At 71.7% G+C, this 12,214-nt stretch carries 10 protein-coding genes and 1 pseudogene; 6 read left to right on the plus strand and 5 right to left on the minus strand.

Annotated elements, in window-relative coordinates; all coding sequences use genetic code 11:
- Positions 1–30: 30 nt before the first annotated feature.
- Both ACZLKG_RS14955 and ACZLKG_RS14960 read left to right on the plus strand, forming a co-directional pair.
- Positions 31–297 (plus strand): hypothetical protein, encoded by a 267-nt coding sequence (locus ACZLKG_RS14955; protein WP_425709254.1) that lies wholly within the window; start codon positions 31–33, stop codon positions 295–297.
- Complete coding sequence (locus ACZLKG_RS14960; RefSeq protein WP_425709255.1) at positions 294–737, plus strand: type II toxin-antitoxin system VapC family toxin; 444 nt, start codon at positions 294–296, stop codon at positions 735–737. The genes ACZLKG_RS14955 and ACZLKG_RS14960 overlap by 4 nt, the downstream gene beginning before the upstream one ends.
- Here the strand turns inward: ACZLKG_RS14960 and ACZLKG_RS14965 are convergent.
- Positions 734–1,858, minus strand: coding sequence for a glycosyltransferase family protein (locus ACZLKG_RS14965; protein ID WP_463649158.1), 1,125 nt, complete (start codon positions 1,856–1,858; stop codon positions 734–736). The genes ACZLKG_RS14960 and ACZLKG_RS14965 overlap by 4 nt on opposite strands.
- A 46-nt stretch (positions 1,859–1,904) precedes the next feature.
- A complete protein-coding gene (locus tag ACZLKG_RS14970) occupies positions 1,905–3,680 on the minus strand; it encodes an ABC transporter ATP-binding protein (RefSeq protein WP_463649159.1) in 1,776 nt (591 codons plus the stop codon).
- A 157-nt stretch (positions 3,681–3,837) separates the two neighbouring features.
- On the opposite strand from ACZLKG_RS14970, the gene ACZLKG_RS14975 reads away from it, so the two are divergent.
- The 3 genes from ACZLKG_RS14975 (at position 3,838) to ACZLKG_RS14985 (ending at position 8,232) form a co-directional block, all read left to right on the plus strand.
- Positions 3,838–5,805, plus strand: a complete 1,968-nt coding sequence (locus ACZLKG_RS14975; RefSeq protein ID WP_463649160.1) for a glycosyltransferase — start codon at positions 3,838–3,840, stop codon at positions 5,803–5,805.
- Positions 5,802–7,043 carry an acyltransferase family protein gene (locus ACZLKG_RS14980; protein ID WP_463649161.1) on the plus strand — a complete coding sequence of 414 codons (1,242 nt, stop codon included), beginning with the start codon at positions 5,802–5,804 and terminating at the stop codon, positions 7,041–7,043. Before ACZLKG_RS14975 ends, ACZLKG_RS14980 begins: the two co-directional genes overlap by 4 nt.
- Before the next feature lie 154 nt (positions 7,044–7,197).
- Positions 7,198–8,232: a hypothetical protein gene (locus ACZLKG_RS14985; RefSeq protein WP_463649162.1), complete on the plus strand. Its 1,035-nt coding sequence runs from the start codon at positions 7,198–7,200 to the stop codon at positions 8,230–8,232.
- Positions 8,233–8,257: 25 nt separating this feature from the next.
- Here the strand turns inward: ACZLKG_RS14985 and ACZLKG_RS14990 are convergent, their stop codons facing one another.
- Entirely contained in the window at positions 8,258–9,451 is a 1,194-nt protein-coding gene (locus ACZLKG_RS14990) for a glycosyltransferase (protein ID WP_463649163.1), read from the minus strand.
- A 468-nt stretch (positions 9,452–9,919) separates the two neighbouring features.
- Here ACZLKG_RS14990 and ACZLKG_RS14995 point away from each other — a divergent pair, with 468 nt between their 5' ends.
- Complete coding sequence (locus tag ACZLKG_RS14995) at positions 9,920–10,798, plus strand: type IV toxin-antitoxin system AbiEi family antitoxin (protein ID WP_463649164.1); 879 nt, start codon at positions 9,920–9,922, stop codon at positions 10,796–10,798.
- A 123-nt stretch (positions 10,799–10,921) separates the two neighbouring features.
- Here ACZLKG_RS14995 and ACZLKG_RS15000 read toward each other — a convergent pair whose 3' ends face one another.
- On the minus strand, positions 10,922–11,899 hold the full coding sequence (locus ACZLKG_RS15000) for a transposase (RefSeq protein WP_463649110.1): 978 nt from the start codon (positions 11,897–11,899) through the stop codon (positions 10,922–10,924).
- A 35-nt stretch (positions 11,900–11,934) separates the two neighbouring features.
- Positions 11,935–12,214, minus strand: a pseudogene (locus ACZLKG_RS15005) (hypothetical protein); the annotation flags it as partial.

A 12,214-nucleotide genomic window follows, 5' to 3' on the forward strand; every position in this document is an offset into this window, starting at 1 on the left:
CATCAAACCCAAGACTGCTATCATCATGGCATGAAGCAGATCATCACCCGGCTCGACGAGCCGCTGGCCGATGCGGTCAAGGCACACGCCGCCATGACCGGTGAGTCCGTCAACGCATTCGTCACCCGGCTGCTTCGGGCTGCCGTCGACGGCCGACAGGCGTGGAAGGACGAGGCGATCGCTGCCGGACGGTTGACGTCCCGCGCCGCACGACCCGCACCGCACCCCCAACTGGAGGTCTCCACGCCTCCCGGGTACGCGTCGGATCTCGTGTCCGCGGAACGCGACGAGCGGTGATCATCTACATCGACACCAGCGCGCTCGCCCGGGTCTATCTGGGCGACCAGTCCGACTCCGCCCGACTGACACAGGTCGTGTATGAGCACGAGGACCCGGTGATCACCAGCGAGCTGACGGACGTCGAGATCGCGAGCGCGTTCGCACGGGCGACTCGGCAAGGCACGATCGACGCATCCACGGCAGCCACCCTGATGGATCGATATGCCGCCGACACATCCGACATCGGACCCGTCGGTGTCGTCGCCCTGGATGGCGCCACGCTCGCCCTCGCGCAGCGGTATGTCCTCAGCACACCGGTGCGTTCCCTGGATGCGATCCACTTGGCCGCATGTGCGCAGTTCCGCGAGTCAACGCCGGACGAGGTGCGTCTGCTCTCACGCGACCGCCGGCAGAACGACGCGGCCCAAGCGATCGGCATCGCCCTGGCCGACGTCTAGCCTGCCAGCAGCTTCTCGATCGCGGCACCCCACTTCTCGACCTCGGCCTCCGCGGCGAGGTCCTGCGCCACGGCGTGGCTCGCGGCCTTGAATCGCGCGACCTCGTCCCGGTCGAGCCCGGCGAGCGTCGCCTCGATGTCGTCGACCGCGAACCCGCCGGTGACGACGCCGAGGCCGTGCGTCCGGGTGAGCTCCGCCATCTCCGGGCTCGGGCCGGTGACGATGCCGAGCCGCGCCTGCACGAAGTCGAAGAACTTGTTCGGCAACGTCCACTCGAGGTTGAACGTCACGGGAGGCACGACAAAGATACCGGCGTCGTAGCGGTTGAGAGTCTCGACGAGCTCCGCGTACGGGACCGGATCGAGGATGCGGACGTTGCTCGTGGCGGCCGCGAGCTCCTCTAGCTCGGCCAGGTGCGTGGGGTCGGACTTCATGAGGTACATGTCGAGCTCGACGACGTCGGAGGCCCGACCCGCTGCCTCGATCGTCAGTTCGAGGTGCCTGCGCCGCAGCGAGACTCCCGAGTGCACCAGGCGGATCCGCTCACCGACGGTCCCGGGCTCCAGGTCGTAGTAGGGCGTCGCGTTCGTCACCACCTCGACGTCCATCCCGGTGATCCGCTGGTACTCCCGCGCGAGACCGCCGGAGACGGTAGAGAGCGAACGGCACCGGGGCAGGTACCGCTTGCAGAGCGAGAGGTAGTACGGCCCGATCCGGCGGCGCCAGGCCTCCTGCTCCTCGCGCCAGCGCGGGAAGTACTCGTGCATGTCGGCGTGGACCCCGAACCGCGGGCGCGTGCCGAGCGCGACCGGAACGGCCTCGAAGTCGTTGGCGAGGGCGATGTCGAACTCCCTGCCCTTGAGCAGCTCGCGCGCCTTGCGCATACCGCGCTGCGCCCACAGCGCGAGCCGGTAGATGCGCGAGGTGATGAGGCGGCCGTCGAGCTTGTTCGTGTGGGTGAGCGGTAACTCGATGTGCTCGGCCACGCCCTCGGGCGCCGGCCCGAACCCGCACGTCGTCACCTCGTATCGGTCCGCGAAGTAGCTGACCTGTTTGAGGACGCGGGGGTCGGTCGCGATCTTCGAGAACGAGATGATGAGCATCCGCGTCGGCTGGGTCATGGGCGCGATTGTTCCATCCGGCGCAGCCCGGTCGCGCCGCGCCCGACTACGCCAGGCCCGCGAGGTTGGCCTGGTGCGCGAACTCGGGGTGCGCGGCGACGACCTCCTCGAACGTGCCGCGCGCGGCGATCGTGCCCCCGGTCATGAAGCAGACCTCATCGGCGTGCCGGATGGTCGACAGCCGGTGGGCGACGGTGACGACCGTGACCTCGCCGTGCAGCTCGCGCAGGGCGTGGGTGACGGCCTCCTCCGTGGCGGTGTCGAGCGCGGAGGTGGCCTCGTCCATGACGAGCACGAGCGGGTCGGTGTAGAGGGCGCGGGCGATGCCCAGGCGCTGGCGCTGGCCCCCGGAGAAGGCGAGCCCGCGCTCGCCGACCAGCGTGTCGAGGCCGCCGCGCTCCTCGACGGCGTCGAGCAGCTGGGCGCGACGCAGGCACTCGCGCACGCGATCCTCGTCGATCGTCGAGCCCCAGGCCAGCGCGACGTTCTGCGCGATCGACCCGTTGAACAGGGAGACGTCCTGGGGGACGTAGCCCACGCGGGAGCGCCAGTCCGCGAGCACGTCGTCGAGATCCTGGTCGCCGATGAGCATCGTTCCCTCCTGCGGGACGAGCAGCCCGAGCAGGATGTCGACGAGCGTGGACTTGCCCGCGCCGGACGAGCCTGCGAGCGCCACGTGCGTGCCCATGCGGATCGTCAGGTCGATGTCGTGGACCGCCGGCGCCTGCGAGGTCGGGTAGGTGAAGCCGACGCCGTCGAGCACCAGCTGGCGCGGCTCCCCGACGATCGGCTCGCGGCCCACCGTCTCGGCGTCGCGGATGAACTTCTCCGAGGCCCGGATGTCGTAGATGACCCGCTTCGCGTGCGGGAGCGTCGTCGAGGTCTGGGTGAGGATCGCCTGCATGCGCGTGATCGCGGGGATCATCCGGAACCCGGCGACACCGAACATCGCCACGGCCGCGAACGCCTCGGTCGCGCCGCCCTGCCAGTAGCCCACGCCGCCGACGAGCACGAACCCGCCGACGAGGGCGACCTCGAGGACGTACTTCGGCGCCTGGCCGAGGAACTGGCTGTTGGACCGCGCGCGTACGGCGTGCTTCCGGTTGTCCCACACGACGTCGGCGACCTCGGAGGTCTTGTCCCGCAGGACGATCTCCTTGAGCGTGGCCACCATCTCGGTCATCAGGCGGGCAGTCTTCAGCGAGTAGTCACGGTTGACCCGCCCCGCTACGAGGGCCTTCGGGTTGACCACGAGGTAGAGCAGCGCGGCGAGCGCCCCGAGGTAGACGACCGTGATCGCCGCGATCATCGGTTCGGCGACGACGAGAACGAGCAGCACGGCCGCCGTGGTGGCGAGCTCGGTGGGCAGGCTGGCCACCGGCAGGAGCAGGCCGGAGGTCGTGTTGGCGATCCCGACGTCGGCCATGCGCACGAGCTCGGCGGAGTTGCGGGAGAGCCGGTCCGTCCAGGGCGAGTGGAGGTAGGCACGGAAGAGCCGGTCGCCGATCTCCATCTCGTACTCGGCGAACTTGCGGGTGGCGACCCAGCGCATGGCCAGGGAGGCGATGGACTTGGCCGAGATGAGCAGGCATACCGCGAGGAGCACCCAGATGTAGTCGTCGGTGCTGATCTCGCCGATGAGCGGCAGGCTCACCGGCTGGCCGGAGACCATCGGCGCCATCACGAGGGCGAGGATGCCGAGCGCGACGACGTCGAGGAGCGCGAGCAGGGCCGTGACGACCGAGTACATGAGCAGGTAGCGCCGGGCGCCGGACGGAAGCATCGGCAGCAGCGTCCGCGTCGTCCTCAGTAGATCCTTCACCCGTGCTCCTGCTGCTCGTCGTCCGGGCGCCGTGGGCGGCCGCGGGTCGCACCGGCCGGCGCGTGCCGTTCATCGTGCCACGCGGCGCCTCGCACCGGCCGAGGACCCCCCGGTGCCCTCCACCACGGTCCGGCGTCGTCGTCCCTATCCTTGCCGGGTGCGTCCACACCTGCTCTACGTCGCCTGGGGCTTCCCGCCCTGCCGGGGGTCCGGCGTCTACCGGGCGCTGGCCACCGCCAACGCGTTCGCCGACGCCGGATGGGACGTCACCGTCCTCACCGCGCCGCGCGAGCTGTTCACCGAGCTGTTCGGGGCGGACACCTCGCTGGAGGACCGCGTGCACCCGGCGATCCGCGTGCTGCGCGTGCGCCAGGAGCTGGCCCACATCGAGACCGACCTCGCCAGGTACTCGCGGGGACGGGTGGCCTCGGAGCCGGCGTGGTTCTCCGCGTTCATGCGGGCCTCGGAGGCCGGCTTCCCCGAGCGCGTCTACGGTGGCTGGGCGGGCAACCTGCGCGCCGCCGCCGAGCAGGTGCACGAACGCCACCCGGTCGACCTCGTGCTCGGCACGTCCAATCCCCACGTCGACTTCGTGCCGGGTGACCACCTCGCGCGCCGGTTCGACGTGCCCTACGTGCTCGACTACCGCGACGGCTGGGCCCTCGACGTCACGACCGGCCGGCGCGTGTCCGGGGAGCGGTCGCGGGCCTGGCGCACCGAGCGCGACCTCCTCCTGGGCGCGGAGGAGGCGTGGTTCGTCAACGCCCCGATCCGTCACTGGTACGACGACGCGGTGCCGGAGGTCGCCGACCGCACGCACGTCGTCGCGAACGGGTACGACGGCGACCTCGGCGAGGAGATCGACGCGCTGCGCGTGACCTCCGCCCCCGACGACGACGCACCCCTGACGTTCGGCTACCTCGGGACGCTCTACGGGTCGGTGCCCGTGCGCGAGCTCCTCGAGGGGTGGCGGGCGGCGCGGGCGAAGGACGAGGACGTGGCGCGGGCCCGGCTCGTGCTGCGCGGGCACGTCGGCCACCAGGGCGCCCCGGACGAACGGACCCTGGCGATGCTCGCCGAGTTCGCCGGGGACGGGGTCGAGCACGGCGGGCCCGTGCCGCGCGCCGAGGTCGCGCAGGTCTACGCGGGCTTCGACGTGCTCGCGCTCCCGCTCATCCCGGGTCGGTACGTCACCAGCGGGAAAGTCTTCGAGTACGCGGCCACCGGCCTGCCGGTCGTGTCCGTGCACGGACCGGAGTCGGCGGCATCCTCCGTGCTCGAGGGACATCCGGCGTGGGTGCTGACGGAATCGATGTCCGCCGACGACGTCGCGGACGCCCTCGTGGCGGGCGCTGCGCTCGCGCGCGCCGCGACCCCGGCCTCCGTGGCGGCGACGCGGGAGTGGGCGCGGCGGTACGCGCGCGAGGAGCAGCTCGCGCCGCGCGTGACAGAGCTCGGTGAGTTCGTCGCGCGACGCGCGGCCGAGCTCGGCATGCCCGTGCCGGAGGTGGCTGCGCACGAGCTGCCCGATGACACCGGGGCCGTGGTCTCGGCTGCGGCGCCGGGCGCCGACGATGGCGGCGTCGGCGATACCGGCGCCGCGGGACCGCGGCGGTTCGTCCTCGTCGTGGGCTCCGAGGATCCGGCCGACGATGTGCTGGCTCGTTCCGCCGGCACCGGCGACCTTGCCGACCGACTGGGGAGCCCGGAGTCGCCGGCACACGTCACGCTCGTGTGCCGCACGGCGCCACGCACGCCGGTGGCGGGTGTCGCCGTCGTGCACGTCATCGCCGAGGACCGATCGCCGCTCGCGGCGATCGCGCGCTCCGGGAGGTACCGGGCGATCGATGCGGCCGCCAGACGCTCGGTGCCCGGTCGGCTGCTCGCGACGCTCAGCCCGCTGGACGACACCCGTACCGTGTGGCGCGCCGCCCGGTCCGACGCCACGGCGGAGGCGCTGGCCGGCCAGGCGGGCGTGGCCGTCGCCGTCGACCTGCCCGCCGTGCGGACGGCCTGGTCGTGGCTGAGGCGCGGGGTCGTCCCCGCCGCCGTGCACGGCGTCGCGGCGGCCGAGCGGCTGGTCCGGCGCGAGCCGCCGGCGGGAGACGCGGGGTCACGGGGGTGAGTGACCGCCGCGGGGCGGGCGGCGATGGCACGATGCCCGGCGAGGGCCCGGGGTCCGGCGCGGTGCCCACTGCTCGACGGAGCGGGGCACCACGCGGGCGGTGGACCGAGCCCGGCGTACCCGGCACGCTCCCCCGCCTCGACTCGCTCACCGCGCTGCGCTGGTGGGCCGCGCTGGCCGTGTTCGCGCACCACATGACGAATTTCGCGCCGCTCCCGATCGCCGGTCCGCTCAGCCTCGGCGCCCAGGGCGTGGCGTTCTTCTTCGTGCTGTCGGGCTTCGTGCTCACGTGGTCGGCGCGCCCCGGCACCCGCGTCTCGACCTTCTACTGGCGCAGGTTCGCCCGGATCTGGCCGGCGCACATGGTGGCGCTCCTGCTCGCGGTGCCGGTGTTCGTCGGGCCACCCGCGGACGTCGAGGAGAGCTGGGTCCGGCCCCTGTCGGCGGTGCTGCTGCTCTCGGTGGTGCTGCTGCACGGCTGGTCGGCGAACAACGAGGTGGTGTTCTCGGGCAACCCGGCGTCGTGGACGCTGTCGCTCGAGGCGTTCTTCTACGCCACGCACCCGTGGCTCGACCGCCTGCTCGGCCGGACCGGGCGCCGTGCGGCCCTGGCGGTGCTGCTCGTGATCCCGGTGACCGCCGCCGTGCTGTACATCGCGCGCTCCGAGATCGACGCGCTCACCCATCTGCCGCGTCCGGTGCTGCGGCTGTGGGAGTTCTGCCTCGGGATGGCGCTCGCGCACGCCGTGCGGCTCGGCTGGCGGCCGCGGCTCCCGGTGCCGGTGGCGCTCGGGCTGCTGCTCGTGGTCTGCGCGGGGGTGTTCCTCGGCCCGCTGCGCACGCCGGGCGTGTGGGAGGCGCTGCGCCTCGGTCCGTTGTCGCCGGTGATGATCCCCGCGGCGTGCGGGATCGTCATCCTCGCCTTCGCGGTGCGGGAGCTGCGCGGTCGCGCGGACGGGTCGGGGCGCGGTGCGCCCGCCGGCTGGCTCGTGCGGCTCGGCGAGTGGAGCTTCGCCTTCTACCTCCTGCACGCGACGCTGATCTACGCGTGCCGCGGATGGTTCGGGCTGCAGCCGATGGGGTGGGCGAACCTCGGTGTGTACGCGGCCGTGCTCGTGCCCGCGATCGCCGGCGCGTGGGCGCTGCACGCCTGGGTCGAGAAGCCGATCGAGCGGCGGATGCGGCGGTGGAAGGACCGGCGGGACCGTGAGCGTGAGGCGCGGGCCCGGGAGCGATAGGCACGCGCGCACGAGCTCGTCACGGTTCGCTCTCAGGTCGGCCCCGGTCGCTGTGCTCCCTGCGCGGGTTCCGTACAGTGGCCGTCACGACGATTCCCGGCTTGAGGGGCTGGCACGCGCGATGAGGCGAACCGGACAGACACTTGCTGCGACCGTGCTTGCGGTCGGAGCCGCCACCGCGGTGCTGACGAGCTCGGCCGCCGCCGTGCCCGACCGGCCCGACGGCATCTCCGACGCCGCCTGGGAGGACATCCAGGCTCAGATCGCGCGCGGCGAGATCGAGCCCGGTGAGCTCGACGACCGGATCGCGATGCAGGAGCGTGCCGCACCCGTGATCACCTCGATCGCCGCCCGCCACGCGGACACCTTCGCCGTCTCCGAGCTCCGGGACGACGCCACCGCCCACCTGTACTTCACCGGGGACATCCCCGACGACGTCGTCGAGGAGCTCGCCGCCGAGCCAGGGATGTTCGCCCACGGCGCGGCTGCGTACGACGCCGAGGCCGCCGAGTCGGTCACCGTCGCCGTGCACATGGCGCTGTCCGAGCACCTCGCCCCCGGGATCGGTATATCGACAGTGGCGGACCCGGTCTCGGGCGAGATCAGCGTCGAGGTCTCGACCCAGGAGGCGGCCGACGCGATCGAGGAGCTCCTGACGTCCGGGGCTCTCGACCTCGACGAGTCGCTGCTCGGGGCCGCGAGCGTCGACGAGGCCGAGGTCCTCGACTCGATCGTCGTCGAGGTCGGTGCGTCCGGCGGCGGGGACGACCTCGTCCTCCAGAGAGAGGACGACCGCTTCCGGTCCGACGCCGGCGACGTCTGGGGCGAGACCGACCAGTTCTCGATCGCGACGCTGCCGGAGACCGTGACCCTGGCCCTCACGGGGACCGACGACATGTTCTACGGCACGCTCGAGGTCGAGGACGGGTGCCTCGTCGTCGTCAGCACCGGCAGCACCGATCTCACGCGCCTGGCGGTCCTCGCTGAAGGAGCTGAACCCGTGAGCGATGACGAGGGGAACCTCGCTGTTCGCCTGGACGACGGCTCCATCGCTGTACTCGGCACCGAGTACGCGGTGGACAAGGGCCAGATCGGCGCGGTCCCCGCCCTGTTCGGCGACTCGGCACCGGCCTGCGACGGTGGCCAGACCGAGGCGATGTACATCAACGGCGGCGACCTGCCCGACTGACCGGCGCACAGGGACGGCAGCGCACCTACGAGTGGATCGCTCCGAGCACGACGTCGGCCGCCGCCCGCCCCGCCGCAGCCGCCGATGCGTTCTCGGCGACCCAGCCGGCCAGCCGTTCGGCGTCCCGCGGCTCCCGTTCGCCGGTCAGGGCGGCGACCATCGCCCGTGCGACGTCGTCGGCGTCGTGCTCGACCGCCCAGCCCAGCCGGCTCCCGGCGATGTCCGCCCGGGCCGGCCCCGGGCCTGCGTAGACGACCGGGACACCGGACGCCCACGCCGCGTAGGCCTTCGTCGGGTAGGCGAGGTCGTAGCCGATGCCGGGCCGGATGGACACAAGTGCCGCCGTCGCGCCCCGCTGCCACCGCGCGGCCTCCGCCTGCCCTACCAGTCCGCGCAGCTCGACCGCCCCGCGCGGAAGCCGGGCGGCCAGCCGCTCGAGCTCCGGCCACGCGCTGCCCTGGCCGAGCAGCACCACGCGCGCGTCCGGCACCTGCTCAAGGACCCGTGGCAGCGCGCGCAGGAACACGTCCGCGCCCTGCCACTCCGAGGCGGTGCCCGCGTAGAGCAGGTAGGGGCGGGGATCGGCGTCGTCGGGCATCGGTCCGGTCGGCGTGAACGTCTCCGTGTCCGCTCCCCCGCGCACGACGACGACGCCGCGGGCGCCCAGCTCCTCCGCCCGGGCGGCGACGTCGTCGGACACCGCGATGGTCGCCGCCGCGCCGGCCAATACGGCCGACTCCGCGCACCGCAGCACCTCGACGACCGCGCCTGGGGCTCCGGTGGAGGTGGCGGCGTCGGACCAGATGTCGGGGACATAGGCCACGTACGGCCTCCTGCGTAGCGCGGCGACCGCCCGGACCACGAGCCCGGTAGTGGGCGGCGGCTCGACGACGTAGACGTCCGGTGCGGGGTCCGCGAGGAGGCGGGCAGCGAGCGGGACGTCGAAGGACATGTATGGCACGTAGCCACGGAGGTAGCCGTCGGCGTCGCGCAGGACCGGGGCGCGGGAGACGCGGGTGCCGGGGTGGTCATCGATCGTGGCGCCCGCCGGCGGGGTGGCGGTGAGGACGCGGGTGGCGGCGCCGGCGTCGCGCAGGCCACGGGCGAGGGCGGCCAGGCGGAACGACGCGGCCGCCGGCTCGGGGTCCCAGATGCGGGACGCGACGGTCACGCGCGGGCGTCGGGCGTGGCTCTCCGAGGGACGGCGCGCGGCTGGCATGGGATCCATTGTGGCGGAGGGCCGGGCCTGACCACGCCGAGCTCGACTGTTCCGGACCGAGACTGACCTCAGCGCAGTCCCGCTCGACGGGCAACGGTCCAGCTCGACAAGGGTCCCGCACGGGGCGTTCCCCGGCCGCCGCTGCAGCCCTCCCTCGCGCGGTATCCACACGGTCGTGCGTGGCGCTCCTGTCCACAGCCGCCCTCCGCGATCCGGCCGCCGTGCCGATACCTGCGCCAGGGTCGCCCTGTGTCAAACGCCGCCGAGAGCAGAGCCGCATACGTCCCACCCATCGCACTGGGCGAGGTCAGAGCCCTGTCCCAGGCTCTGACCCCTCGGGCTCGTACGGAGGGGGCGTCGTTGGAGCGCCTCCGACGCGGCGCGGTCGCCTTATTGCCGCCCTCGAGCAGTCGGGCTGCGGCCGATCGCGCACGGCACCTCGCTCGTGCCGGAGCAGTCGCGCGACGCATGACCGCGCCCCACCACCTCGTCCTCGAGTCCGCGGCGCTGCTGCACGGACTGTATGTCTGGCAGGTTCCCGAGCAGGTCCAGGTCGGGTCGCCATCACTGAGGAGCGGGACCTCGACGGCCCAGGACATCCGCCGCTTCAGCTTCGCCGTCCCTGTCGACGACATCGACGTCGTTGCCGGCATCCACGCGACCGACCCGGAACGAACGGTGCTCGACTGCGCTCGACTGCTCCGGCCGCACGACGCCCTCGTCGTCGCTGACCACCTACTCTCGCGCCTCACCCACGCGGACGCACGGGACCGTGACCGTGTGGAGCTGGCGGCGGCCGAGGCCAGGAACGAGCTGGTCACTCGGCTTCGCACCGAGTTCGTCGGTGCGCGCGGGGTACGTCGAGCCCTCGACGTGCTGCGCTGGTCGTCACCGTGGGCGGAGTCCCCATGGGAGACCCACGTGCGCTGGATCCTCCTCACCTGGGGCGCGCGGGAGGTTGTCGCCCAGCAGGAGGTCCACGCCGGTGGTCACCGCTGGTTCATCGATCTCGCGATACGCATCGGTAGCAAGGCCGACGGCAGCCCGATCTGGTTCCTCATCGAGTTCGATGGACGGGAGAAGTACGGCGACGACCCGGATCGGACCTCCGACGCTCTGGTCCGCGAACGGCAACGCGACCACGAGCTCGAGCGCGCCGGCCACACGATCATCCACCTCAACGCGTCCGCCGCAGGTGACCCAGCCACCGTCGTGCGACGCATCCGGGAGAAGCTGCCGGAGTGGGCAACGCTCAGGCTGGAACCGGTCGCCGAGCTCATGCCGCCGAAGCGGCAACGCGCATCAGCACGCGCTGGGGCGGAGGGCTCGGTCCGTCGGACGGGCTGAGCCGCGCGACTGCCCACGTGGCCCCTCCCACCGGTAGTTGTCCCGCCTCATCGCATCGGTCGGCGTGGCCGCTTTCGCCCAGCTCGACTGTTCCCGTCCGAGACTGACCTCAGCCGGTAGTTGTCAACCTGTGTGAGACAGGGTGGTGGTGGGTTTTCCGTTGATGTGTGCGTGTGGGGGTAGGCGTGGTGGTCGGGGTCGGTGGGTGAATCGTTCGGGGTGCGTGCGGTAGGCGGTGTCCAGGGCGTGCTGCCTGATCTGATCGATGCGGGTGGTGCGCGCGTGGTGGACATCGAACGGGGTGTGGAATCCGATCCCGGAATGACGGTGGGTGGTGTTGTAAGCGGTGAAGAACTGCTCGCAGTACCGGGTCGCGGTCTCGATCGAGTCGAACTCGATGGGAAAGGCGAGGTCGTACTTCACGGTCTTGAACAAGGCCTCGGAGTAGGGGTTGTCGTTGGAGACCTTCGGGCGGGAGAACGACAGATCGACCCCGAGCAGACGGGCCAGGCCGGACACCGGCGTGGAGACCATCGGGTGACCGTTGTCGGAGTGAAGGAAGTCCGGCGGGCCGCCGTTGTCCTGGCAGGCCTTCTGGATGAGGTCTCGTGCCAGGTCCCCGCTCTCGACGGGGTGGATCGACCAGCCGGTGACGTACCGGGAGTAGATGTCGACGATGACGTAGAGGTTCCACCACTGCCCCCGGCGGGGTCCTTTGAGCTTGGTGATGTCCCAGGACCAGACCTGACCGACCGCGCTCGCGCTCAGCTCAGGGATCGTCTTCGGGTTGGCCCGGGCGACCCGGCGCCGGTCCCCGACCAGAGCATGATCCCGCGCGATCCGGTACCACGACGAACGTGAGGCGATGTAGCGGCCGGTATCGAGGTGGCGGTAGAACACCTGGGAGACCGACAGGTCCGCGTACTCCTGGCTGCCCAGGACCTCTCGCACCTGGTCGCGTTCGTCCTCGCTGAGCGCTGCGGGCTGGGGCCGGTCACGCTGCGGGATGCGTGCCCGCATCGGCCGCGGCGGGCTGATGTGGTGCCGGTAGTACGACGCCCTGGGGTATCCCGCGAGATAGCAGGCCCGGTTGATCTTCACCTTGATCTTGCGCAGCTCGGCGACCAGATCGGTTCTTATGCGTTGTACCGCTGCTGCGAATCCGTCTCCTCCTGCTTGGGCTCCTGGCTCGGTGGCTGGGCGCTGTCCACGTTCCCCGGTGCCGCGCTCTTGGCCAGGGACTCCAAGAGCGCGGATGCTTTTCCCAGGACCTCGACCGTGTTCTCGGCCTGCTCGAGATCAGCTTTGAGCTGGGCGTTCTCCTGCTGCAGACGGATCAGTTCCGCCCGGTCGTTACGCGTCATATAGAGCCTGCTCGCCTTCTTCTCGCTGTTGGGCTCCAGCAGGCCAGCATTA

The sequence above is a fragment of the Georgenia sp. Z2081 genome, assembly GCF_055326445.1.

What these genes read in the sequence shown, in the direction of transcription:
- ACZLKG_RS14955 (WP_425709254.1), top strand. Translation starts at nt 31, where the DNA reads ATGAAGCAGATCATCACCCGGCTCGACGAGCCGCTGGCCGATGCGGTC.
- ACZLKG_RS14965 (WP_463649158.1), bottom strand. Translation starts at nt 1,858, where the DNA reads ATGACCCAGCCGACGCGGATGCTCATCATCTCGTTCTCGAAGATCGCG.
- ACZLKG_RS14990 (WP_463649163.1), bottom strand. Translation starts at nt 9,451, where the DNA reads ATGCCAGCCGCGCGCCGTCCCTCGGAGAGCCACGCCCGACGCCCGCGC.
- ACZLKG_RS14995 (WP_463649164.1), top strand. Translation starts at nt 9,920, where the DNA reads ATGACCGCGCCCCACCACCTCGTCCTCGAGTCCGCGGCGCTGCTGCAC.